This is a genomic window from Klebsiella sp. G-Nf4, from assembly GCF_002810615.1.
In the GTDB taxonomy this organism is placed as follows: domain Bacteria; phylum Pseudomonadota; class Gammaproteobacteria; order Enterobacterales; family Enterobacteriaceae; genus Klebsiella; species Klebsiella variicola.
Genome location: NZ_PION01000005.1, coordinates 1 through 22564 on the forward strand (window position 1 = coordinate 1; position 22564 = coordinate 22564).

Here is a 22564-nt window from a genome sequence, read left to right on the forward strand (position 1 = left end):
CAGCCCAGGCCGGATTGTTCGGGTTATGGTTCAGGAAATCACGCCACAGCACTTCGGCAATGTCAGCCATACCCATCGGGGCCCCCGGGTGGCCGGATTTGGCTTTCTGTACAGCGTCCATGCTCAGGGCGCGCAGCGCGTTGGCGCATTGGCAGCGAATGGTTTTTGTCGTCTTCATCAGTCTTTATCCCTGCGGCTTACAGCATCTGCTGAATCTGTTGTTCCAGTTTCACCTGATCGACAGCAAACAGTCGGATCCCTTCCGCTAGTTTTTCCACTGCCATGGGATCCTGATGATGCTGCCAGAGAAACTCCGCCTGCGTCATCGGGCTGGGACGGGTTTCCGTCACGCAGCCGGGGGCCAACTGGCGGGTCAGCGCCCCTTCGCTGGCCGCCAGCTCGTCCAGCAGTGCCGGAGAGATGGTCAGGCGATCGCAGCCCGCCAGCGCCTGGATCTGCTCAATACGACGGAAGCTGGCGCCCATTACCACCGTGTCATAGCCATGGGATTTGTAATACTGATAAATCTGGCGCACGGAGACCACGCCCGGATCGCTGTCCACCTGATAGGCTGACTGCGGCTGGTGCTTCTGATACCAGTCGTAGATGCGGCCCACAAAGGGCGAGATGAGAAAGACGCCCGCTTCGGCGCATGCCCGGGCCTGAGCGAAAGAGAACAGCAGCGTCAGGTTGCAGTTTATACCGCTCTGCTCCAGCTCTTCGGCAGCGCGAATGCCCTCCCAGGTGGCGGCGAGCTTAATTAGAATCCGCTCGGGACCAATGCCATTTTTTTCATATAACTGGATGAGCTTGCGCGCCTTCGCGACGCACATCCCGCGATCCCAGGCAAAGCGGGCATCCACTTCGGTGGAGATACGCCCGGGCACATGGCGCAGCACCTCGCTGCCGATATCCACTGCCACCTGATCGCAGGCGTTAATCAATTGTGTTTCTACGCTGCCTCCCTGGCGGCGTGCCTTGCCAATCGCATCGGCAATCAGCGGCTGATACTGCGGCAGCTGCGCGGCCTTCAGCACCAGCGAGGGGTTGGTGGTCGCATCCTGGGGTGCAAACTTTTTAATCGATTCAATATCGCCGGTATCAGCAACAACCGTGGTGTATTTTTTCAGTTCGTCTAACTGGCTCATCATCTGTTCCTTATTTTACGACTGCGTAGGTTAATCTCTGGCATGCTGGTGTTCGTAATAATCAATACGTTCCACTTTGGGCGCGGATCCGCCGCCTTCATATTCGAATTCAAGCCACGCCTGAATGATTTTTTTACCCAGCTCGGTGCCAATCACGCGCGCGCCGAGGGTAATAATCTGCGCGTTGTTACTTTTACGCGCTCGCTCAGCGGAGAAGGTATCGTGACACTGGGCGGCACGGACCCCGGGGACTTTATTGGCCACAATACTCATCCCAATGCCGGTACCGCAGATCAGAATGCCGCGCTCGTGTTCGCCCTGTTTAATCGACATCGCCACCGCATGGGCAACATCCGGATAAACGGTACTCCCCTGGCGTTTATCGCTGCTGTAATCCGCGACGTTAATTCCCAGCCCATTCAAATAAGCGACGATAGTATCGCGAAAAGCATAGGCGGCATCATCCGCACCAATAGCGATTGTTTTCATGGTTATTTCCTTAATTTAACAGTACGTCTTAATGACAATTCGGGTAAAACGAAATTTGGTCGCCGGGCTGAATAATTTGTGGTGGTTCGCCGTAAAGGTGTACCGTCCCGGGTAATTCAGCGATATCTGCGCCATCAAAATTTAGCGTGATATGGCCAAGCTGTCGTAAATTTGCCGTTGCCACACTACCTACCGCGGTCACCCGATAATTTTTATCATTTAATTTCATTCGCTGACCTGGCGCTAACTCGGCGGTCAGTTCGCTAGCCTGGTGTACGGCGCAATAACTCGCAATATCGTCGGGAACGGCATCGGAGAATAAAATAAGCCGCTGCTCCCGCAAAGAGCACTCAACGTATTCCCCGACGGCGGTAATTCGTAATGAATACAACGGCACGCTCATGCTATTTGTGTCCTTTGGCGGCAGGGGAAGATAATGTCACGCTCTCTTCACTTTTCGCGTCTTTCAAAGGCTCAGCGGCTGGCGCCCGCTTTTTCAGCCGTTTATCAAACCAGGCGACCAGTATCGGCGCGGTGATCATGGTGATAATGCTCGCCGTCGCCAGCTGCGCGGTGGCGGCATCCACATACATCGCCAGAGAAGGATCCGCCTGGGCAACCATCGCCGGCGTCAGCGCTGAGCTGGCGGCGGTGGTTCCCAGCGCAGCGCCCAGCGCGCTTTTCTTCTTCAAAAACAGGTTGTAGATAAAGTAGAACACAATCCCGGTTAGCGCGGAGATAATCCCCAACAGGATCCCGGACAACCCGGCGGTGAACACCGTATTGATACTGGAATTGGCGCCGATGGCGAACGACATAATAATGATCACCAGCGGCTGCGCCGCGGCGCATAACTGTTTAAAACGTTCGTCCAGATTGCCCCACAGCATGCCAATCAGCAGTGGAATCAGCATCGACAGCAGCGCGGCGAAGGGAATATTGGCCAGGCCGCTGACGCCCAGCACCATCATGGTAACAAACGGACCATCCTTGATGCAGAACACGGAGATCGCCCCGGCATCACTGGCATCGCCATAGTTGCTGCACAATGCGATATAGAGGGAGCTGTTCGAGCTGGTCAGGCAGGCAATCAGCGCCAGGGTCGATATACCGAGAAAACCACTCGGGCCAAACAACGTTCCCGCAGCCCATACCGCCAGGGCCCCGGCCAAACATTTGAGAAACAGCAGCACGGCGCCTTTATAGAGCGGCAACCCGGCCTGACGGATATTGATCGAGGTTCCGCAAATGAGCAAAAATATGCCCATCATGGCACTGGATCCGACTTTAAATAAGGCGGTGGTCGGGCCGCCAATGCTGAGCACCTGGGGCGCGAAAGTATTAATCAATATGGCTACCAACAGTGGAATAATAATTAACCCACCCGGCACCTTGTTCATTTTCTCAAGTATATTAATATTCATAGGGTAACTCTTAAATTAAGATTTAACAGAGACAACGACGCAATACTACCCTGACGACCATTACGTCGCTTATTATTTATTAGATGACTGGGTTATTGCTGTGCTTTTTGATAAATTCGGTCAACAATGATGCTAATAATATCTTCCGGTCCGGTTAACCCTCCTTTTCCGACACAAATTAAGCCGGCATAATCACCACCAATAATCCGCACCATATCGGTTTGTGGGATGACATAGTCAATCATTTCTATTCCGGTCGCGCCCAGCTCTTTTAGTACATTGACCATGGTGTCACCGCCGGTCATATACAATCCTTTAATTTCACCCGACGCACAGTTAAGCACCTCGCGTACAATACTGCCCAATCCGTGGTTAATATTTTGCGCAGCCTCACCGTGGGCCAGACCAAATCTCTGCTCCTCTTCCTGAAGGTTTAGCAACCGCCCGGTCAACGCGGATTCAAAAACAAAGAGCGCGTTGTGCTGCGCCGGAACGCACTGTCGGGCATGCTGTACCACGCGATTGACTTCAATCTCAGCAGCGTTTTTCCTGTCAACCAACAGCTCGGCATCAACCGGGATATGGCAGACCCGGTCATCCCTGGCGATCAAATACTGGAGCTGCTTTTTGGTTACTGGCGTTGCGCTGCCGGCGACGATCAGAACCGAGCCGCGCTGACTGTCCGCGGTCAGGCTCGTGGGCGCGCTGCTCCGCGCTTCGCGCATCAAGCCGCGACGAACCGCCAGCCGTTCGGTAAAGGGCCCCGGATCGACGGCCAGCACGTTCCAGTTCAGGGCCACTACTGCCCCGGCGATGGCATCAACATCGTCGACGGTAATCGCATCGACCACTATCACCCGCACGCCGCGCTGCTGTTGCTCCTGCAAATCCTGCTGGATTTGCCCTTCGCCTTTCATCACCGACGTCAGCGCGATATGCCCGACCTGATGATGGGTCTGCGCCGCCAACAGTCCCGGCACCCACGACTCGGTGACCGGGGTACGTACATCGCGAGCCACATCGGTCCGCGACAGGGCTACCGAATCAATCACCGAATAACCGCCAACGAGAATACGCCGTGACTGCGGCATCGCCGGCACCACAACCGCCACCGTCTCCTGCGGCAGTTGTTCCAGCATGGCATCGATTTCAAATCCGATGCCGCCGCGCAGCGTGGTATCAATCCGCTTGGTGAAGTAGTGCGCGCCGCGAGCCTGCAGCTGTTTCACCGCAGCGCTCACTTTATGCTGGGCCTCCGCTTTCGGCAACGGGCGGCTGTCGCTGCTGACGACCATCGCCGGATACTCGACCTCATTGCGGGAGAAGGATTCGGTATCGAAAAACGCGGCGGTTTTTAAACCGCTGCGCGCCAGCAGCACCCCGACGGTGGTCGCCCCGGTCAAATCGTCAGCCACGATCCCAAGCTTTCCGCCTTCCCCTTGTGGCCAGACCATCTCAATGCAGGCAGGCGTCACCCCGGAGACGTAGATCCCTTCGTGTATAAATTCCGCCAGCGGGCCGCTTTTGCCGGTGGGATGCAGGTTAATGGTGGGAATTCCCCGCTTCGGATAGAGTCCGCAGCGCAACGTGCCGCCGCAGTCGATGACCATTAAACCAATCTCTTCTGCCGGCGGTTCGCCATTTTTGAATACATCAATGGAGGGCCAGCCGGTCAGTTCGCTCAGGCGGTCGACGACGGGGGGACGGATCCCCCCGGTAATGTACGCAATCTTTTTCCCCTGACCCAGCGTGATAGTCAGAGGCCCACCCCAGCCCTTACAGCCCTTGCTAATCAACAGATGTTTTTCCATTTCTCTGTCCTCGTGATTCGCATGAACCTCAGCGATTATTGATGCTTCATTTTCCAGTAACGGGCCGCCACCAGCGTCGACTCCAGCATACTGACGGTACCCGCCTTACCGGTACCGGCGATATCAAACGCCGTCCCATGGTCAACGGAGCTGCGCATAAACGGCAAGCCGAAGGTAATAGTGATCGAACGTTCAAAGTCGAGGGTTTTGCAGGCGATATGCCCCTGATCGTGATACAGCGAGAGAATGGCGTCGTAGCGCCCCTGTTTGCCGAGATGGAACACGGAATCGGCCGGTACCGGCCCGATAGCGTTGATCCCCATCTCCTGGGCCGCTTTCACCGCCGGGATCAGATTGTCTGCCTCTTCGTGACCAAAAAGACCGTTGTCGGAACCATGCGGGTTCAGGGCGGCCACGGCAATGCGCGGATTGTTGATGTTAAGGGCAGTAAATTCATGATGGATCTGCTGAACGCAGGCCAGCACCCGCGCTTTATTGGCATAGTCACAGGCAGCTTTTAGCGCCATATGGCGGCTCACGAAGAAGACGCGCAGGTTGTGGACGTGGAACATGGTCAGACCGTAATCAGATTGGGTTTCCACCTGATAGATTTCGGTATGGCCCGGGAGCTTACATCCTGCCAGCTTGATGGCTTCCTTATGAATTGGTGCAGTAGAGACCACGTCGATCAGCCCCGCTTTGCCCAGTTCAATCGACTTCATCACATAATCCAGCGACATTTGCCCCGCCAGCTTCTGCACCTTGCCCCATTCGATGCTGTCGCAGTCGTAGTCGCCGGTTTCCAGGACATCCAGCGTCCCCCAGCTGAAACGGGCCTCCTGCGGATGGGCAATCTTATGGATAGCAAAATCGCAGCCCATGATTTTCATCGCCCGGCTGATAATCGGTACCGAGCCGATCAGGAACGGTTTGCACTCGTCATACACGCTTTTGTCCATCATGGTGGCCACGGTGATCTCTGGGCCGATCCCTGCCGGATCGCCAATGGTAATCGCCACAACGGGTTTTTTATCTGCTGACATCATGCGCCTCTCTTGTCTCAGTTGATTGTTCATATGTTCATAGTCAAATCATATGCTCAAAACATTACCTGATGAATGAGCCGCCATTAGTGATGAGGATCACATAAAAAAATTCATAGATTTTTTTCATCGAAAAATGTGATCTAACATATGTTCATGTACTGATAAAAAGTTCAATCTCAATACAGGGTATAACACCCACATTTGGCAAGTGTTTGATTTTATTAAGAGGAGAAGCAAAGATGACCCCGATATGGTTAGGAACCAGCTGGAAAATGAATAAGCCGCTGTCGCAGGCCATGGCCTGGTGCGAAACGCTGGCAGCGCGGATGCCAGAGGGCTGTCACCCTGCTATTCAGCCCTTCGTCATTCCCCCCTTCACCGCTATCCAACCCGTCAGCCATTTTCTGCAAATGCATCAGTTACCACTTTTGACCGGCGCGCAGAATATGCATGAAGCGGATCAGGGCGCCTGGACCGGGGAAATCTCGGCGGCCATGTTGGCAGAAACCGGCGCCACGCTTGTTGAGCTGGGACATTCAGAACGACGCGCCGCCTTTAATGAAAGCGATGCCGCGATTAATCGAAAAGTACATAGCGCCTTAGGTCATGGCCTGCGCCCACTGATCTGTATTGGCGATAGCGCCGAGGAGAAACGCTGGCAGGTGTCGCGTGAAAGCGTGGTGCGGCAGATGAAGATCGCCCTGTATGGCCTGAGCCACCAGCAAGCGCTGCAGACCCTGATTGCGTATGAACCGGTGTGGGCCATTGGCGAACATGGTACGTCCGCTTCACCGCAGGAGGCGGGCGTCATTCATCAGGCGTTGCGTGAGGCGCTTTGCGAGCGGTTTGGTCATGAGACGGGGATCCGTATCCCACTGCTCTATGGCGGCAGCGTTACGCTGCAAAACGCGGTGGAACTGCTGCGCCAGCAGGAGATCAATGGCTTGTTTATCGGCCGCGCGGCCTGGGACGCACAAGGCTATTGCGACATTGTTCAACGCGTTACACAGGAATTTATTTTGCAGGCGCAGTAATATAAGAGGGACACCAGAGATGGAAATTCCAGGCCATGATTGAACAAGACTCAGATTACGCCCTGCTCACTGAAATTGCGGTGGCTTATTACGATCAGGAACAAACGCAGGAAGAGATCGCCAAACGATTCGGCATTTCGCGTATCAAAGTCGGGCGCCTGCTGAAAAAAGCGCGCCAGGAAGGGATTGTTGAGATCAGCGTCAAATACCATCCGGTCTTCAGCTCCCAGATTGAGCAGCAGTTTATTTCGCACTTTGGCATTAAGCGCGCGCTGATTGCCCTGGATCACCATGATGAAGATGAACAGCGCCAGCAGGTGGCGGCCCTGGTCAGTAACTACCTGGCTGGGGTGTTAAAAAACGATATGACCGTCACCGTTGGTCAGGGGCGCAATGTGGCCGCGGTGGCGAATCACGTCGGCGTGTTTCCTGAGCGCCACTGCCGCTTTATCTGCGGCATCGGCGGAACCAAGCGCGACAATCAGCTGATCGACGCCGACCACATCAGCCGGAATCTGGCGCGCAAATTTAACGGCTTCAGCGAAACGCTTTACGCCCCGGCCTATGTGGAAACCCCGGAGCTGCGCGCCGCCTTTATGCAAAACCGCCTGATTAAGGCCACGCTCGAACAGGCCAGCAAAGCTGACGTGGCGATCATTGGCCTCGGCGATATGAATGAAAACAGTTTTATGGTCCAGCTCGGCTGGTTTACGCCGCAGGAAATTGCCACCGCGCGTCAGGAACAGGGGGTGGTGGGCGATCTGGCGGGGTACAGCTTTTTCAATATTCAGGGCAAACCCGTCGATACGGTGATGAATGACCGGGTCATTGGCTTAAGTCTCGAACAGCTGCGGGCCATTCCCTGCGTCATCGCTATCGCCTCCGAAAGCACGAAAGCGACGGCGATCCTGGGGGCATTACGCACCGGGGTTATCGATGTGCTGGCTACCAGCGCCTCGAACGCCCGTTCGGTCATTAATATGCAAAAGGCGCTATAAATAAGCCACAGCGCAGGCGGCGGATCAGCGTCGTCCACCGTCACGCTGGCCTTTGCCCTTCCCTTTTTCGGCTCGCCGCTGCACAAAATCTTCAATGATGCCGACAACCCAGTTGAGAGGTTTCCACAACACCACCAGCAGCAGCATGGGGCCGTATATCCGCACACTACCTGTCGCGACCTGACCAGTGAACAGCAGGGCTAAGATATCCAGCAGCAGGCACAACGCGCTGCCAGTGCCGACGAACAGACACAGCAGGAAGAGGATCGGTCGGCTATCGGCGTGTAGTGGTAAAGCACGCTGGCTCCAGACGCCAACGAGAATGGCCGCGATCAACATGATTGCTTCGATAACCAGCGGATTGTGCATGGTCTGACTCCTGTCATGACGTTTCATCCTTGTCAGCAGCGCTGCCGGAATCAGTGGCCAGGGCCCTGGCTACCGGCAGGCGGCTTCAGTTTATAGCGGGTTTTCCTGCAGCAGCTTATCGATAAAGGCCGGCACCACTTCGCTTGCCAGCCCGTAGTGCTTCTCGGCAAACTCGCTGCCCACCTGGCTGGGCTCCAGGTTCAGCTCTACCGTATGGGCGCCGTGCAGCCGCGCCTCGTGCACAAAGCCAGCCGCCGGATAGACATGGCCGGAGGTACCGATGGCGATAAAAATATCCGCGTCGGCCAGCGCGCTGTAGATCTCGTCCATCCCCAGCGGCATTTCGCCAAACCAGACTACGTGCGGACGCAGCGCCGCCGGGAACTGGCAACAGTGGCATTTGTCCTCAGCGGTGACGTCGCCGGTCCACTCCAGTACCTGGCCGCTCCACGAACAGCGCACCTTCAACAGCTCGCCGTGCATATGGATCACCCGGCGGTTGCCGGCGCGCTCGTGCAGATTATCGATATTCTGGGTGACCAGCAGGAAATGGTCGCCCAGTAGATCTTCCAGACGCGCCAGCGCCAGATGCGCCGCGTTCGGCGCGATTTCCGGACTCTGCAGCTGACGACGACGGGCGTTGTAGAACGCCTGCACCAGCGCCGGATCGCGGGCGAAGCCTTCCGGCGTCGCCACATCTTCCACCCGATGCTCTTCCCACAGGCCATCGGCCGCGCGGAAGGTTTTGATCCCCGACTCCGCCGATATGCCCGCGCCGGTTAACACCACCACTCTCGGTTTTGCCATCGCTTCAGGTTTCATCCTGTCCTCCCTAAAGAAAATCCGCTGACGCAGACGGTCACGCAACCGACGTTTATTGCGACGAAAACGGCTCAATCGATGTAAACGGCGCGACTGCATAGCTACCTCTGTGATTAATGGGTCAGATGAAGGAAGGCCGCACCGCGCATTCCCCCGGCATCGCCGTGGCGCGCGCGCTCAATGCGCGGAACCCTGGCGACCGGCAGAAGATGGCGCGGCAATCGTTGCGCCAGCCCTTCGCTAATGGCCGTAAAGTTAGATAATCCACCGCCGAGCACCAGTAAATCCGGGTCGACAATGGTCAGTATATTCCCCAGACACACCGCCAGCAGATCGAGATAGCGCTCAACGTGCGCCTGGGCGCGCGGATCGTGCTGCTGCCACTGCGCCACAATCTCCGGCGAGGAGAGCGGGTGTTGGTAAAAATGTTCGTACAGCCAGGCGAAACCGCGGCCGGAGAGATAATTTTCAATGCAGCCCAGCTGGCCGCAGCCGCAGCGCAGCAGCGGAAAATCGCGCCCGACCACCTCCAGGGCATCCACCGGCAGGCGAATATGGCCGAACTCGCCGGTGATATAGCTATGTCCGGTAATCGATTTACCGTTCAATACCAGGCCGCCGCCCACGCCGGTGCCGAGGATCAGCCCCATCACCAGCGGGTATTGCGTAAACTCATCGTCCCACGCTTCAGACAGCGCAAAACAGTTAGCGTCATTATCGAGGCGCACATCGCGCCCCAGCCGCGCGCTAAGGTCGGCGCGCAGCGGCCGGCCGCTGGCGGCTGGCACGTTAGCGGCATACAGCGTGCCGTCTGCCGTTTCCGGCATCCCCGGGATACCAATCCCGACCGACCCCTGCTGGTCGAAGCGCTCATCGGCCTCGCGGACCAGCGCCTCCACCGCCTGGAGAAAATCCTCATAACTGCTTTTCGGCGTGGCGACGCGTTTTTCCCACTGCAGTCGCCGCTCCTGATTAAATACGCCCAGCGCTATCTTGCTGCCGCCAATGTCAAATCCATAATACATTTCAGCAATTCCTCTTGTGTCGTCAGCAAAGCCGACGATGACGATAAATTACTGGCCACTCAGCACCCTCGCCGGGTCGATGCGGCTGGCGCGGCGGGCGGGATACCAGCTGGCCAGCAAACTCAGCAACAGTGCTGTCACCAGCACATAAAAGACGTCCAGCCAGTGCAGTTCTGACGGCAGGAAGTCAATAAAATAGATGTCGCCGGAGAGGAATTTATGCCCAATCAGGTATTCGATGCCGTTGATGATTGACGTCAGGTTCAACGCGCAGATCACGCCGATCACTACCCCGAACAGGCTGCCTACCGATCCGGCTAATAAACCATACCACACGAAAATCGCGCGAATTAAGCCGTCTTTTGCGCCAAGCGTGCGCAGCACCGCAATATCGCCGCTTTTGTCTTTGACCGCCATCACCAGCGTCGAGACGATGTTAAAGCAGGCCACGCCGATCACCAGCACCATCGCCAGGTACATAATGGCGCGGATCATCTGGATATCGCGATACATATAGCCATAGGTGCCGATCCAGCTCTTGATGTAGACGTAGCTGTTGGTCACTTCTCCCGCATCGCGTACCAGCTTGTTCGCGTGGAAAACGTCGGTGACCTTGATGGCGATGCCGGTCACGCTGCTGCCCATCTCCAGATACTGCTGCGCATCCTGCATCGGGATCATGGCAAAACTATGATCGAGCTGGCCGCTCAGCTGTAAAATTCCGGTCACATGCAGCCTGACGCGTTTTGGCTGCAGCAGTTGATGGTCGGCGTCGGCATTAGGGATCATGATCGACACCCAGTCCCCCTGCTTCACGTGCAGCGCATCGGCGACCCCTTTACCCAGAATCACCTGCTGTTCACCAGCCTTGAATCCGGCCCAGGCGTTATTCTGCACGAAGGTAGGCAGCGCGCTGAGCCGGGTTTCCTGCTGCGGATCAACGCCTTTCACCTGGATGGCGCGCATATTACTGCCGCTCTCCACCAGGCCGGTGAAGTTAATATAGGGCGCCGCCGCGACAATTCCCTTCACCTTCTGCACCTTCGCCAGCGCCTCCTGCCAGTTATTCCACGGCTGGTTCACGGGTTCGATTTCACCGTGCGGCACCACCGCCAGCACGCGGTTATTCAGCTCGCGTTCAAAACCGTTCATCGCGCTGAGGCCGACGATCAGCACCGCCACCCCCAGCGCAATGCCGATGGTGGAGATCACCGAGATCAGCGACACCATGCCGCCGCGCCGCCGTCCGCGGCTGAAACGTAACGCAATCAGTAACGATAACGGAGACGCCATTACTCGGCCCCCATCAGGGTCAGGTCGGCGGTCAGACGGCCATCGCGCATCTCCAGCTGGCGGCTCATCCGTTTCGCCAGCTGCAGGTCGTGGGTCACCACCAGAAACGCGGTGCGCTGCGCGACGTTCAGTTCGCCCAGCAACTGGAAGATGCTGTCGGCGTTGCGAGCGTCGAGGTTACCGGTCGGTTCATCCGCCAGCACCAACCGCGGTTTATTCACCAGCGCGCGGGCAATCGCCACCCGCTGGCGTTCGCCGCCGGAGAGCTCCGACGGACGGTGATGGCTGCGGTGTTCAAGCCCGACCGCCTGCAGCATCGCTTTCGCCTGGCGTTCAATGTCCGCCGGCTTCTTTTTACCAATCAGCAGCGGCATCGCCACGTTTTCCAGCGCGCTAAAATCCGGCAGCAGATGGTGAAACTGATAGATGAAGCCCAGCTCGCGGTTACGCAGGTCGGCGCGCGCGGCGGTAGAAAGCTTACTCATCGGCTGGCCAGAGAAAATCACGTCGCCAGAGGTGGGCGTATCCAGGCCGCCGAGCAGATGCAGCAACGTACTTTTGCCAGAGCCGGAGGTGCCGACAATGGCCATCATCTCGCCTTCACCAATGCTGAAGCTGACATTGTGCAGGACATCGGTTTGCACATTGCCTTCCTGATAGCGTTTGCACAGGTTGTCGCATTGCAGCAGGATCTTATTCATAACGTAAAGCCTCAGCGGGTTGAGTGGCGGCAGCGCGCCAGGAAGGGTACAACGTAGACAACAAGGCCAGCACCATCGCCACCAGGGCGATAACAATAACCTGCAGCGGCTCAATCGCCACCGGCAGCGCTGCGCCGTCAAGGAAGGCGCCGATGATTGGCATTAAATTATTCAACTGGCTGGCGAGCAGCGCGCCAAGCGCGGCTCCCAACAGCGCGCCGACGATCCCGGCGCTGGCGCCCTGCACCATAAAGACGGCCATAATCTGCCGCGGCGTCAGCCCCTGGGTCTGCAGGATCGCCACTTCGCCCTGCTTCTCCATCACCATCATCCCCAGCGAGGTAATAATGTTGAAGGCCGCGACGGCGACGATCAGGCTCAGCAGCAGGCCCATCATGTTTTTCTCCATGCGCACCGCCTGGAACAGTTCGCCCTTGCGCTCGCGCCAGTCCTGCCACTGGGTACCTGGCGGCAGCGTCTGCTGACTCAGGGTATCCACTTGCAGCGGTTTATCCAGCCACAGGCGCCAGCCGGTGATATTCCCCAGCGGATAACGCATTAAACGAGAGGCGTCGTCGATGTTGGTCAGCATCTGATAACCATCGACTTCGCTGTTGGCGGCGAAGGTGCCGATAACCGTGAACAGACGCTGGCTCGGCACGCGGCCCATTGGCGTAAACTGACTGGCGGAAGGAACCATCACACGAATTTGATCGCCACGATTAACCCCCAGTTGGCCCGCCAGCTGTTCGCCGAGAATAACGTTATATTTGCCCGCCTGCAGATCGCTCTGTTTGACGTTCACCAGGTACGGAGTCAGGGGATCGTTCTGCGCCGGATCAATGCCCAGCATGACCCCGACCGCCACGCTGCGCGCGCTCTGCAGGACGACGTCACCGGTGGTGATCGGCGCCACGCGGGTCACCCCCTGGAGTTTCGCCTCGCGCTCCGGCAGTTGCTGAGGGTTCACCGAGCCCTGTTTGGCGCTAAGAATGGCCTGCGGCATCAGCCCCAGGATATTGTTTTGCAGCTCGCGTTCAAAGCCGTTCATCACCGACAGGACCGTCACCAGCGCCATTACGCCAAGCGTAATGCCGATGGTTGAGAGCCAGGAGACGAATCGACCGAAGCGGTCGGCTGCGCGCCCGCGCATATAGCGCAGGCCGATAAAGAGTGCGGCAGGTTGGTACATGTCATCCATCTGGTTGCTGATAGCCGATGCCCGAGTATATAAGCGAATACGAGCAGCGTAAATGACTGATACCTGACGACTTTATTAGCAATAATCCTAAAAACCAAGCAAATACAAACGGATAGATAAGTACTTACTTATTTATCTTTACGCTTATCCACGGCGCTGACGTTTCTTCACCCAATACCTGATGGCAATTCGGGTTGGCGAATCCAGGCCAATCGCGGATAATCTCACTATTGAATATCAGCGAGTTGCCCTCCATATCGGCAGAGCGAATCCCCAAGAGATCATGAAACCGTCTATGCCTGAACAATATCGATACTCATTGCCGGTCAAAGCCGGCGATCAGCGCCAGCTTGGCGAGTTGACCGGCGCAGCCTGCGCCACCCTGGTGGCGGAGATGGCCGAACGCCACAACGGCCCGGTGGTGCTGGTGGCGCCTGACATGCAAAACGCGCTGCGTCTGAACGACGAAATCAGGCAGTTCACCGACAGCATGGTGATGGGGCTGGCGGACTGGGAAACGCTCCCTTACGACAGCTTCTCGCCGCATCAGGACATCATCTCCTCCCGTCTTGCCACCCTTTACCAGTTACCCACTATGCAGCGCGGCGTGCTGATCGTCCCGGTCAGCACCCTGATGCAGCGCGTCTGTCCGCACAGTTTCCTTCACGGCCACGCGCTGGTGATGAAAAAGGGCCAGCGCCTGTCGCGCGATGCGCTGCGCGCTCAGCTGGAGGGCGCCGGCTACCGCCATGTCGATCAGGTGATGGAGCACGGCGAATATGCCACTCGCGGCGCGCTGCTCGACCTGTTCCCGATGGGCAGCGATCAGCCCTACCGCCTCGATTTCTTTGACGATGAAATCGACAGCCTGCGCCTGTTCGACGTCGACAGCCAGCGTACACTGGAGGAAGTGGCGGCCATTAACCTGCTGCCGGCACACGAATTTCCCACCGACCAGACCGCCATCGAGCTGTTCCGCAGCCAGTGGCGCGATCGCTTTGAGGTGAAGCGCGATGCCGAACATATCTATCAGCAGGTCAGTAAAGGGACGCTGCCTGCCGGTATCGAATACTGGCAGCCGCTGTTCTTCAGCGAGCCGCTGCCGCCGTTATTTAGCTATTTCCCGGCCAGCACGCTGATCGTCAACACTGGCGATCTGGAAGCCAGCGCGGAGCGCTTCCAGAATGAAGCCCGGGCCCGTTTTGAAAACCGCGGCGTCGACCCGATGCGCCCGCTCCTGCCGCCTGAGCTGCTGTGGCTGCGCAGCGATGAGCTGTTTAGCGAACTGAAAAAATGGCCGCGCGTGCAGCTGAAAACCGAGCGTCTGGCGGACAAAGCGGCGAACACCAATCTGGGCTACCAGACGCTGCCGGACCTCGCGGTGCAGGCACAAAACAAAGCGCCGCTGGATAATCTGCGTCGCTTCCTCGAAGCGTTTACCGGCCCGGTGATCTTCTCGGTGGAAAGCGAGGGTCGCCGTGAAGCGCTGAGCGAAATGCTGGCGCGGATCAAAGTTGCGCCAAAACACGTGCGGCGGCTGGAGGAAGCCACCGGCAGCGGCCGCTATCTGATGATTGGCGCCGCCGAGCACGGGTTTATCGACAGCCAGCGCGATCTGGCGCTGATTTGCGAGAGCGACCTGCTCGGCGAGCGGGTGGCGCGCCGTCGTCAGGATTCCCGTCGCACCATCAACCCTGACACCCTGATTCGCAACCTCGCCGAACTGCATATCGGCCAGCCGGTTGTCCATCTGGAGCACGGCGTGGGCCGCTATGCGGGAATGACCACCCTGGAAGCCGGCGGCATCACCGGCGAATACCTGATGCTGACCTACGCCAACGATGCCAAGCTATACGTTCCGGTATCCTCCCTGCATCTTATCAGCCGTTACGCCGGCGGGGCGGAAGAGAACGCGCCCCTGCACAAGCTGGGCGGCGATGCCTGGACCCGGGCGCGACAAAAAGCGGCTGAGAAAGTACGCGACGTAGCGGCAGAGCTGCTGGATATCTACGCCCAGCGCGCGGCGAAGGCAGGCTTTGCCTTTAAACACGACCGCGAACAGTATCAGCTGTTCTGCGACGGCTTCCCGTTTGAAACCACGCCGGATCAGGCGCAGGCGATTAACGCCGTCCTCAGCGATATGTGCCAGCCGCTGGCCATGGACCGCCTGGTGTGCGGCGATGTGGGCTTCGGTAAGACCGAAGTGGCTATGCGCGCCGCCTTCCTCGCCGTGGAAAACCACAAGCAGGTGGCGGTGCTGGTGCCGACCACCCTGCTGGCTCAGCAGCACTATGATAACTTCCGCGATCGCTTCGCCAACTGGCCGATACGCATCGAAATGCTCTCCCGCTTCCGCAGCGCTAAAGAGCAGGCGCAGATCCTCGAACAGGCCGCGGAAGGCAAAATCGATATCTTAATCGGCACCCACAAACTGTTGCAGAGCGAAGTGAAGCTACGCGATCTGGGGCTGCTGATCGTCGACGAAGAGCACCGCTTTGGCGTTCGTCACAAAGAACGCATCAAAGCGATGCGCGCCGATGTCGATATCCTGACCCTCACCGCCACGCCGATCCCGCGGACGCTGAACATGGCGATGAGCGGGATGCGGGATCTGTCGATCATCGCCACGCCGCCGGCCCGTCGTCTGGCGGTGAAGACCTTCGTTCGCGAATACGACGCCCTGGTCGTGCGCGAGGCGATCCTGCGCGAAACGCTGCGCGGCGGCCAGGTCTACTATCTGTTTAATGACGTCGAAAACATCCAGAAAGCCGCCGACAAGCTGGCGGAGCTGGTGCCTGAGGCGCGGATCGCCATCGGTCACGGTCAGATGCGGGAGCGCGAACTGGAGCGGGTGATGAATGATTTCCATCACCAGCGCTTCAATGTGCTGGTGTGCACCACCATCATCGAAACCGGGATCGACATTCCCACCGCCAACACCATCATCATCGAACGCGCCGACCATTTTGGCCTCGCCCAGCTGCACCAGCTGCGCGGCCGCGTTGGCCGTTCGCATCATCAGGCCTATGCCTGGCTGCTGACGCCGCATCCGAAAGCAATGACCACCGATGCGCAAAAGCGCCTTGAAGCCATTGCGTCGCTGGAAGATCTTGGCGCCGGCTTTGCGCTGGCGACCCACGATCTGGAGATTCGCGGGGCCGGGGAACTGCTCGGCGAAGATCAGAGCGGCCAGATGGAAACCATCGGTTTCTCTCTGTATATGGAGCTGCTGGAGAACGCAGTCGATGCGCTGAAAGCCGGACGCGAGCCCTCGCTGGAAGATCTCACCAGCCAGCAAACGGAAGTTGAACTGCGCATGCCTTCCCTGCTGCCTGACGATTTCATCCCCGACGTCAATACGCGCCTGTCGTTCTATAAGCGCATTGCCAGCGCCAAAAACGAACTCGATCTGGAGGAGATCAAAGTCGAGCTGATCGATCGTTTTGGCCGCCTGCCCGATGCCGCCCGCAACCTGCTGGATATTGCCCGGCTGCGTCAGCAGGCGCAGAAACTGGGGATCCGCAAACTGGAAAGCAACGAAAAAGGCGGCGTGGTCGAGTTCAACGAGAAAAACAACGTCAATCCGGTGTGGTTGATCGGCCTGCTGCAGAAGCAGCCGCAGCACTTCCGGCTGGACGGGCCGACGCGCCTGAAATTCATGCAGGATCTGGAAGAGCGTAAAACGCGGATGGACTGGGTTCGCCAGTTTATGCGTCAGCTGGAAGAGAACGCCGTCGCCTGACTGGCAGGAGATACGGCCCCCGAGCCGTATCTCCCTTCCTACATACCTGGCAATCTTTACAAACATTTTGCAATCCGCCTGGATTTCCCCACACAGACTCACGCCATAATCTCATCTGCTTTTCATATAAAAATAACCAATTATATATTTTGGAGTTATGGTAATGAGAAACCGTTTCCCCGTTACGCTCTGGCTGGCGCTGGTCGCGCTGGTCGCCGCGCTGGCACTGCCCGCGCGCGCCAACACCTGGCCCCTTCCCCCGCCGGGTAGCCGGCTGGTAGGTCAGAATGCGTTCCATGTGGTGCAGGATAACGGCGGTTCGCTGGAGGCGATTGCCAAAAAGTACAATGTCGGCTTTCTGGCCCTGCTGCAGGCCAATCCCGGGGTGGACCCCTATGTTCCCCGCGCCGGCAGCGTGCTGACCATCCCCCTGCAGACGCTGCTGCCCGATGCGCCGCGCGAAGGGCTGGTGATTAACCTCGCCGAACTGCGTCTTTACTATTACCCGCCGGGCAAGAATGAAGTGACCGTCTACCCGATCGGCATCGGCCAGCTGGGTGGAACCACCATCACACCGACGATGGTCACGACCGTGTCCGACAAGCGGGCCAATCCGACCTGGACGCCTACCGCTAACATTCGCGCCCGCTACAAGGCAATGGGAATTGAGCTGCCGGCGGTGGTGCCTGCCGGTCCTGACAACCCGATGGGCCATCACGCCATCCGCCTCGCCGCCTATGGCGGAGTCTATCTCCTGCACGGCACCAATGCCGATTTCGGCATCGGCATGCGCGTCAGCTCCGGCTGCATTCGTCTGCGCGACAATGATATTAAGGCGCTGTACAACGCCATCTCGCCAGGCACTAAGGTGAATATCATCAACACGCCAATCAAGGCGTCGGTAGAGCCGGATGGTCGCCGTCTGGTTGAGGTCCATCAGCCGCTGTCTGAGCATATCGATGACGACCCGCAGACCCTGCCCATTACGCTTAACGCGGCCATGACGGAGTTCAAACAGGCGCCGCAGACCGACGGGACGGTGATGGAGCGTGCGATGAATTACCGCTCGGGCATGCCCATTGACGTCACCCGTCATTTCGCGCCAGGCCCGCAGTCGATGTAGTCTCATGTTGCAGAAAACAAAAAACCCGCCTGATGGCGGGTTTTTTGTTGGCAAGGGTCAAACAGGGGTACAACAGGGTCTTACTCATCGCTGTCCGGTGAAGGGGGCCGGGCAGCGACGCATCGGGCTTACTTGTAGATAACGGCGGTACCGTGAAGGGTGTTCGGACCGGTTACCGAAGTAATACGGAATGAGGTGGCGCCCATCTCTTCTGCTTTCTGCGCCAGCTGGTCTTCCAGCGAACCCAGGTTGGTCCCGGCAGAAGCAGAGATGGTGCCTACTTTATGCTGACCCGCTGGGGTGGACTGCACCTCAACAGCGGCAAAGCTGGCGAAAGAGAGTGAGCTAAGAACGGCGGCAATAGCCAGAGTATTAACGGTTTTCATGATTATTATACCTGTGCAGATGAATTTTTTAGTAGGGTCGTAAGTATTAACTTAACGATCGATAGGTAAATAGTAATGTGATCTACATCACACGTCAACGCATTTTTATAACGATCGTTTAACTATTTATAAAATGCTTAAATTTCATACTCATATGAATTATTTATTTTTAAACCAACAGCGCTGGCCCCGGCGATCGTTTATTTTTATAATGACCTTTCACCAAACCAACATAGGTACAACGGCATCATGACAACTGACGTTCAAAGTTGCGCCAAAAAAAGCCGTGGCCGACCGAAGGTGTTCGACAGGGATGCGGCGCTGGACAAAGCCATGACACTCTTCTGGCAGCACGGCTATGAGGCGACCTCGCTCGCCGATCTGGTCGAGGCGACAGGAGCAAAAGCCCCCACCCTGTATGCGGAATTTGTGAATAAAGAAGGACTGTTCCGCGCAGTGTTGGATCGTTACATTTCGCGCTTTGCCGCGAAGCATGAAGCGGTGCTTTTTGCCGAGGGGAAACCCGTCGACGGTGCGTTGCGGGATTACTTCACGGCGGTCGCCACCTGCTTTACCAGCAAAGAGACGCCGGCTGGCTGTTTTATCATTAATACCTCCGCCGCGCTGGCCGCCTCCTCGACGGATATCGCCAATACCATCAAGTCACGCCATGCGATGCAGGAGCAGGCGCTGACCCAGTTTCTGCAGCAGCGGCAAGCGCAGGGCGAACTGCCCGCTGGCCGCGATGTCGCGCAGCTGGCGCAGTTTTTAAACTGTGTACTGCAGGGCATGTCGATTAGCGCGCGGGAAGGCGCGGATTTCGATAAGCTGATGCAAATCACCAATACCACCTTCCGTCTCTGGCCGCAGCTCCTCGAGTCCTGATGCGCCCCGCTTCCGGCGGAATTCTGCCGCCGGATCCGCTCTCCAGTTCGCTTTACCCACACAAAACAGATTGATTTCTATTGTCTTTCCCCGCAAAAGATAAACGCAAATGATATTGATTGCGATATTCATTATGTGCAAAATCCTTTTTTGAGTTTTTCCAGATGTTTCGCATTGTAACTAATGCCGACCCGCGTCGGCCTATAACAACGACAAAGCAACTTGCTCATAAAAGGAATGGATATGAAAAAGCGCCTCTGGGTGCTCCACCCTCTGCTGCTGGTCAGCACGCTGCCTGCGCTGGCGGCTCAGTCTGATGAAGACAGCATCATCGTTAGCGCAAACCGCACCCATCGCACCGTGGCCGAAATGGCCCAAACCACCTGGGTCATTGAGGGCCAGGAGATTGAGCAGCAGGTCCAGGGCGGGAAAGAGTTCAAAGACGTTCTGGCGCAGTTGATCCCAGGCATCGATGTGAGCAGCCAGGGGCGCACCAATTACGGGATGAACATGCGCGGGCGCGCCATCGTCGTGCTGATCGATGGCGTCCGGCTCAATTCCTCACGCACCGACAGTCGCCAGCTCGACGCCATCGACCCATTCAACATCGAACATATCGAAGTAATCTCCGGGGCGACCTCGCTGTATGGCGGAGGCAGTACCGGCGGGCTTATCAACATCGTCACCAAGAAAGGGCAACAGGATCGCCAGGTCGATCTCGAGGTGGGCAGCAAGAGCGGGTTTGCGAACAGTAACGATCATGATGAGCGCATCGCGGCAGCCGTCAGCGGCGGGACAGACCATGCATCCGGGCGCTTATCGGTGGCCTATCAGCGTTTCGGCGGCTGGTACGATGGCAATAATGATGCGCTGATCCTCGATAACACGCAAACGGGGCTCCAGCACTCTGACCGCCTCGACGTCATGGGGACGGGGACGATTGAGATCGATGACAACCGCCAGCTACAGCTTGTCACCCAGTATTATAAAAGCCAGGGCGATGATGACTACGGCCTGTGGCTCGGGAAGAACATGTCCGCGGTCACCAGCGGCGGCAAAGCGTACACCACCGACGGGCTCAACTCCGACCGTATCCCCGGCACCGAACGCCACCTGATCAGCCTCCAGTACTCCGATGCCGACTTCTTCGGCCAGAATCTGGTGAGTCAGGTGTACTATCGCGATGAGTCCCTCACCTTCTATCCGTTCCCGACGCTCACGAAAGGCCAGGTCAGTAGCTTCTCCTCGTCGCAGCAGGATACCGATCAGTATGGGGCAAAGCTGACCCTCAACAGTCAGCCGCTGGCAGGATGGGATCTGACCTGGGGTCTCGACGCCGATCATGAGACCTTCAATGCCAACCAGATGTTCTTCGATCTGCAGCAATCGCTGGCGTCCGGCGGGCTGCACAACGAATCGATCTACACCACCGGCCGCTACCCGGGATACAGCATCTCCAACGTCGCGCCGTTCCTGCAGTCTAGCTACGATCTGAACGATATCTTTACCCTCAGCGGCGGGGTTCGCTACCAGTGGACCGAAAATCGGGTTGACGACTTTGTCGGCTACGCCCAGCAACAGGATATCGCCAACGGGAAAGCGCGCTCCGCCGACGCCATCAAAGGCGGCAAAACCGACTACGATAACTTCCTGTTCAACGCCGGGATCGTGGCGCATCTGACCGAGCGTCAGCAGACCTGGTTTAACTTCTCGCAGGGCGTCGAGCTACCGGATCCTGGCAAATACTACGGTATCGGTAAATACGGCGCGGCGGTCAATGGCCATCTGCCGCTGATTTCCAGCGTCAATGTCGGTGACTCGCCGCTGCAGGGGATCAAAGTTAATTCGTATGAGCTGGGCTGGCGCTACACCGGCGATAACCTGCGCACCCAGCTGGCGGCGTATTACTCGACGTCAGATAAGACCATCGTCGTCAACCGCACCGACATGACCATTGACGTTCAGTCCGACAAACGGCGTATTTATGGCGTTGAGGGGGCGGTCGATTACTTTATTCCGGACAGCGACTGGAGCGTCGGCGGCAACTTCAACGTGCTGAAATCACAGGTGCAAACCGACGGCCGCTGGCAAAAATGGGACGTCACCCTCGCCTCGCCGTCCAAAGCCACCGCCTGGGTGGGCTGGGCACCGGATCCGTGGAGCCTGCGCCTGCAGAGCCAGCAGGTGTTTGACCTCAGCGACGCCGCCGGCAACAAGCTGGAAGGCTATAACACCGTTGATTTTATTGGCAGTTACGCGCTGCCGGTAGGGAAACTGACCTTCAGTATCGAAAACCTGCTTAATGAGGACTATGTCACCATCTGGGGCCAGCGGGCACCGCTGCTCTACAGCCCGACCTACGGCAGTTCATCGCTGTACGAATACAAAGGCCGTGGCCGTACCTTCGGTCTGAATTACGCGTTAACCTTCTGATAAAAAAAGCCCCTCAGCCTGAGCGATTGAGGGGCTAATCAATAAACAAATCTGTTTTTAGATTTTGTTGTTCAGGACCAGCTGGCCGTTGTTGTCCAGCGGGATCTGGCTGCCAGGATTGTGATCCATACGGATTTTCCCCTGCTGATCGCCTATCTTATAGGTCACATCGTAGCCCAGCATTTTATCGGATTTGTCATACACCGTTTTACAGCGCTGCTGGGTGGTGGTGTAGGTATCGTTGTCCTGCATCGCCCCCTGCAGCTGGTTGCCGGCATAGCCGCCGCCCAGCGCACCCACGACCGTCGCTACACTACGTCCGCGACCGCCGCCAAACTGGTGGCCAATCACCCCACCCGCCACCGCGCCCAGTACCGAACCGGCGATGCGGTTTTCATCCTGGACCGGACGACGATGGGTCACCGTGACATTGCGGCATTCCTGACGCGGCGTTTTCACGGTTTCTTTAATCGGTGTACTGGAGACCACTTGCGCATACTGCGGGCCGCGATCTAACACGTTGAGACCAGCGACAGCTGCAACGCCCAGCGCGGCAGCCACGCCTATCCCTATACCCGCCAACATAGATTTATTCACGGGAGATCCTCCTTTGTTGCTGTTGATACAATTTTGC

General features: G+C 57.5%; 24 protein-coding genes. 7 read left to right on the forward strand and 17 right to left on the reverse strand.

Annotated elements, in window-relative coordinates:
• From CWM57_RS11760 to pdxA, 7 genes are all read right to left on the reverse strand, one after another.
• A partial coding sequence (locus tag CWM57_RS11760; protein WP_168712793.1) for a hypothetical protein occupies positions 1–178 on the reverse strand: 178 nt, incomplete at its 3' end.
• Positions 179–197: 19 nt separating this feature from the next.
• The gene (gene tal, locus CWM57_RS11765) at positions 198–1148 is read right to left on the reverse strand and encodes a transaldolase (RefSeq protein WP_074386318.1); all 951 of its coding nucleotides are present in this window, start codon (positions 1146–1148) and stop codon (positions 198–200) included.
• A gap of 30 nt (positions 1149–1178) precedes the next feature.
• Positions 1179–1637 carry an RpiB/LacA/LacB family sugar-phosphate isomerase gene (locus CWM57_RS11770; protein ID WP_100675966.1) on the reverse strand — a complete coding sequence of 153 codons (459 nt, stop codon included), beginning with the start codon at positions 1635–1637 and terminating at the stop codon, positions 1179–1181.
• Between the two features lie 28 nt (positions 1638–1665).
• Complete coding sequence (locus tag CWM57_RS11775; protein ID WP_064180330.1) at positions 1666–2040, reverse strand: PTS glucitol/sorbitol transporter subunit IIA; 375 nt, start codon at positions 2038–2040, stop codon at positions 1666–1668.
• 1 nt (position 2041) lies between these two features.
• The gene (locus CWM57_RS11780; protein WP_004204602.1) at positions 2042–3061 is read right to left on the reverse strand and encodes a 2-keto-3-deoxygluconate permease; all 1020 of its coding nucleotides are present in this window, start codon (positions 3059–3061) and stop codon (positions 2042–2044) included.
• A 92-nt stretch (positions 3062–3153) separates the two neighbouring features.
• Complete coding sequence (locus tag CWM57_RS11785) at positions 3154–4872, reverse strand: four-carbon acid sugar kinase family protein (RefSeq protein ID WP_100675967.1); 1719 nt, start codon at positions 4870–4872, stop codon at positions 3154–3156.
• A 35-nt stretch (positions 4873–4907) separates the two neighbouring features.
• Entirely contained in the window at positions 4908–5915 is a 1008-nt protein-coding gene (pdxA, locus tag CWM57_RS11790) for a 4-hydroxythreonine-4-phosphate dehydrogenase PdxA (RefSeq protein ID WP_100676029.1), read from the reverse strand.
• Positions 5916–6157: 242 nt separating this feature from the next.
• Between pdxA and CWM57_RS11795 the strand changes: the two genes are divergently transcribed.
• Positions 6158–6952 carry a triose-phosphate isomerase gene (locus CWM57_RS11795; protein ID WP_100675968.1) on the forward strand — a complete coding sequence of 265 codons (795 nt, stop codon included), beginning with the start codon at positions 6158–6160 and terminating at the stop codon, positions 6950–6952.
• A gap of 35 nt (positions 6953–6987) precedes the next feature.
• Positions 6988–7950, forward strand: coding sequence for a sugar-binding transcriptional regulator (locus CWM57_RS11800; RefSeq protein ID WP_004140612.1), 963 nt, complete (start codon positions 6988–6990; stop codon positions 7948–7950).
• 24 nt (positions 7951–7974) lie between these two features.
• Here CWM57_RS11800 and CWM57_RS11805 read toward each other — a convergent pair whose 3' ends face one another.
• The 7 genes from CWM57_RS11805 to CWM57_RS27650 all read right to left on the reverse strand — a co-directional run bounded on the left by CWM57_RS11805 (position 7975) and on the right by CWM57_RS27650 (position 13617).
• Positions 7975–8319, reverse strand: a complete 345-nt coding sequence (locus CWM57_RS11805; protein WP_074386321.1) for a hypothetical protein — start codon at positions 8317–8319, stop codon at positions 7975–7977.
• 90 nt (positions 8320–8409) lie between these two features.
• Positions 8410–9240 (reverse strand): Sir2 family NAD+-dependent deacetylase, encoded by an 831-nt coding sequence (gene cobB / locus CWM57_RS11810; RefSeq protein ID WP_008806007.1) that lies wholly within the window; start codon positions 9238–9240, stop codon positions 8410–8412.
• Between the two features lie 14 nt (positions 9241–9254).
• Complete coding sequence (gene nagK / locus CWM57_RS11815; RefSeq protein WP_038422335.1) at positions 9255–10166, reverse strand: N-acetylglucosamine kinase; 912 nt, start codon at positions 10164–10166, stop codon at positions 9255–9257.
• Between the two features lie 48 nt (positions 10167–10214).
• Positions 10215–11459 (reverse strand): lipoprotein-releasing ABC transporter permease subunit LolE, encoded by a 1245-nt coding sequence (lolE, locus tag CWM57_RS11820; protein ID WP_012542227.1) that lies wholly within the window; start codon positions 11457–11459, stop codon positions 10215–10217.
• The gene (lolD, locus tag CWM57_RS11825) at positions 11459–12160 is read right to left on the reverse strand and encodes a lipoprotein-releasing ABC transporter ATP-binding protein LolD (protein ID WP_002900798.1); all 702 of its coding nucleotides are present in this window, start codon (positions 12158–12160) and stop codon (positions 11459–11461) included. Before lolD ends, lolE begins: the two co-directional genes overlap by 1 nt.
• Positions 12153–13352, reverse strand: coding sequence for a lipoprotein-releasing ABC transporter permease subunit LolC (lolC, locus tag CWM57_RS11830; RefSeq protein WP_074386606.1), 1200 nt, complete (start codon positions 13350–13352; stop codon positions 12153–12155). Before lolC ends, lolD begins: the two co-directional genes overlap by 8 nt.
• Positions 13353–13485: 133 nt before the next feature.
• Positions 13486–13617 (reverse strand): hypothetical protein, encoded by a 132-nt coding sequence (locus tag CWM57_RS27650; RefSeq protein WP_042929338.1) that lies wholly within the window; start codon positions 13615–13617, stop codon positions 13486–13488.
• 39 nt (positions 13618–13656) lie between these two features.
• On the opposite strand from CWM57_RS27650, the gene mfd reads away from it, so the two are divergent.
• Both mfd and ldtC read left to right on the forward strand, forming a co-directional pair.
• Positions 13657–17103: a transcription-repair coupling factor gene (mfd, locus tag CWM57_RS11840; RefSeq protein ID WP_100675969.1), complete on the forward strand. Its 3447-nt coding sequence runs from the start codon at positions 13657–13659 to the stop codon at positions 17101–17103.
• A gap of 163 nt (positions 17104–17266) precedes the next feature.
• Positions 17267–18226, forward strand: a complete 960-nt coding sequence (gene ldtC / locus CWM57_RS11845) for a L,D-transpeptidase LdtC (RefSeq protein WP_100675970.1) — start codon at positions 17267–17269, stop codon at positions 18224–18226.
• Positions 18227–18354: 128 nt separating this feature from the next.
• Here ldtC and bhsA read toward each other — a convergent pair whose 3' ends face one another.
• A complete protein-coding gene (gene bhsA / locus CWM57_RS11850) occupies positions 18355–18612 on the reverse strand; it encodes a multiple stress resistance protein BhsA (protein WP_022065354.1) in 258 nt (85 codons plus the stop codon).
• Between the two features lie 133 nt (positions 18613–18745).
• On the opposite strand from bhsA, the gene CWM57_RS27655 reads away from it, so the two are divergent.
• Positions 18746–18865, forward strand: coding sequence for a hypothetical protein (locus CWM57_RS27655; RefSeq protein ID WP_165451836.1), 120 nt, complete (start codon positions 18746–18748; stop codon positions 18863–18865).
• The gene (locus CWM57_RS11855; protein WP_100675971.1) at positions 18862–19497 is read left to right on the forward strand and encodes a TetR/AcrR family transcriptional regulator; all 636 of its coding nucleotides are present in this window, start codon (positions 18862–18864) and stop codon (positions 19495–19497) included. The genes CWM57_RS27655 and CWM57_RS11855 overlap by 4 nt, the downstream gene beginning before the upstream one ends.
• Before the next feature lie 52 nt (positions 19498–19549).
• Here the strand turns inward: CWM57_RS11855 and CWM57_RS27660 are convergent, their stop codons facing one another.
• Positions 19550–19672 carry a hypothetical protein gene (locus CWM57_RS27660; protein ID WP_165784190.1) on the reverse strand — a complete coding sequence of 41 codons (123 nt, stop codon included), beginning with the start codon at positions 19670–19672 and terminating at the stop codon, positions 19550–19552.
• Positions 19673–19740: 68 nt separating this feature from the next.
• Here CWM57_RS27660 and CWM57_RS11860 point away from each other — a divergent pair, with 68 nt between their 5' ends.
• Entirely contained in the window at positions 19741–21930 is a 2190-nt protein-coding gene (locus CWM57_RS11860) for a TonB-dependent siderophore receptor (protein ID WP_100675972.1), read from the forward strand.
• Between the two features lie 57 nt (positions 21931–21987).
• On the opposite strand, the gene CWM57_RS11865 is transcribed toward CWM57_RS11860, so the two are convergent.
• Positions 21988–22527, reverse strand: coding sequence for a glycine zipper 2TM domain-containing protein (locus tag CWM57_RS11865; RefSeq protein ID WP_008805999.1), 540 nt, complete (start codon positions 22525–22527; stop codon positions 21988–21990).
• Between the last annotated feature and the right edge of the window lie 37 nt (positions 22528–22564).

Bases quoted from the DNA above. Each gene is read 5' to 3' on its own strand.
- pdxA (WP_100676029.1), bottom strand. From the start codon at position 5,915: ATGTCAGCAGATAAAAAACCCGTTGTGGCGATTACCATTGGCGATCCG.
- CWM57_RS11805 (WP_074386321.1), bottom strand. From the start codon at position 8,319: ATGCACAATCCGCTGGTTATCGAAGCAATCATGTTGATCGCGGCCATT.
- tal (WP_074386318.1), bottom strand. From the start codon at position 1,148: ATGAGCCAGTTAGACGAACTGAAAAAATACACCACGGTTGTTGCTGAT.
- lolD (WP_002900798.1), bottom strand. From the start codon at position 12,160: ATGAATAAGATCCTGCTGCAATGCGACAACCTGTGCAAACGCTATCAG.
- CWM57_RS27655 (WP_165451836.1), top strand. From the start codon at position 18,746: ATGCTTAAATTTCATACTCATATGAATTATTTATTTTTAAACCAACAG.
- CWM57_RS11780 (WP_004204602.1), bottom strand. From the start codon at position 3,061: ATGAATATTAATATACTTGAGAAAATGAACAAGGTGCCGGGTGGGTTA.
- CWM57_RS11795 (WP_100675968.1), top strand. From the start codon at position 6,158: ATGACCCCGATATGGTTAGGAACCAGCTGGAAAATGAATAAGCCGCTG.
- CWM57_RS27660 (WP_165784190.1), bottom strand. From the start codon at position 19,672: ATGCGAAACATCTGGAAAAACTCAAAAAAGGATTTTGCACATAATGAA.
- CWM57_RS11775 (WP_064180330.1), bottom strand. From the start codon at position 2,040: ATGAGCGTGCCGTTGTATTCATTACGAATTACCGCCGTCGGGGAATAC.
- CWM57_RS27650 (WP_042929338.1), bottom strand. From the start codon at position 13,617: ATGGAGGGCAACTCGCTGATATTCAATAGTGAGATTATCCGCGATTGG.
- nagK (WP_038422335.1), bottom strand. From the start codon at position 10,166: ATGTATTATGGATTTGACATTGGCGGCAGCAAGATAGCGCTGGGCGTA.
- ldtC (WP_100675970.1), top strand. From the start codon at position 17,267: ATGAGAAACCGTTTCCCCGTTACGCTCTGGCTGGCGCTGGTCGCGCTG.
- cobB (WP_008806007.1), bottom strand. From the start codon at position 9,240: ATGCAGTCGCGCCGTTTACATCGATTGAGCCGTTTTCGTCGCAATAAA.
- CWM57_RS11770 (WP_100675966.1), bottom strand. From the start codon at position 1,637: ATGAAAACAATCGCTATTGGTGCGGATGATGCCGCCTATGCTTTTCGC.
- bhsA (WP_022065354.1), bottom strand. From the start codon at position 18,612: ATGAAAACCGTTAATACTCTGGCTATTGCCGCCGTTCTTAGCTCACTC.
- lolC (WP_074386606.1), bottom strand. From the start codon at position 13,352: ATGTACCAACCTGCCGCACTCTTTATCGGCCTGCGCTATATGCGCGGG.
- CWM57_RS11860 (WP_100675972.1), top strand. From the start codon at position 19,741: ATGAAAAAGCGCCTCTGGGTGCTCCACCCTCTGCTGCTGGTCAGCACG.
- CWM57_RS11785 (WP_100675967.1), bottom strand. From the start codon at position 4,872: ATGGAAAAACATCTGTTGATTAGCAAGGGCTGTAAGGGCTGGGGTGGG.
- CWM57_RS11855 (WP_100675971.1), top strand. From the start codon at position 18,862: ATGACAACTGACGTTCAAAGTTGCGCCAAAAAAAGCCGTGGCCGACCG.
- CWM57_RS11800 (WP_004140612.1), top strand. From the start codon at position 6,988: ATGATTGAACAAGACTCAGATTACGCCCTGCTCACTGAAATTGCGGTG.
- lolE (WP_012542227.1), bottom strand. From the start codon at position 11,459: ATGGCGTCTCCGTTATCGTTACTGATTGCGTTACGTTTCAGCCGCGGA.
- mfd (WP_100675969.1), top strand. From the start codon at position 13,657: ATGCCTGAACAATATCGATACTCATTGCCGGTCAAAGCCGGCGATCAG.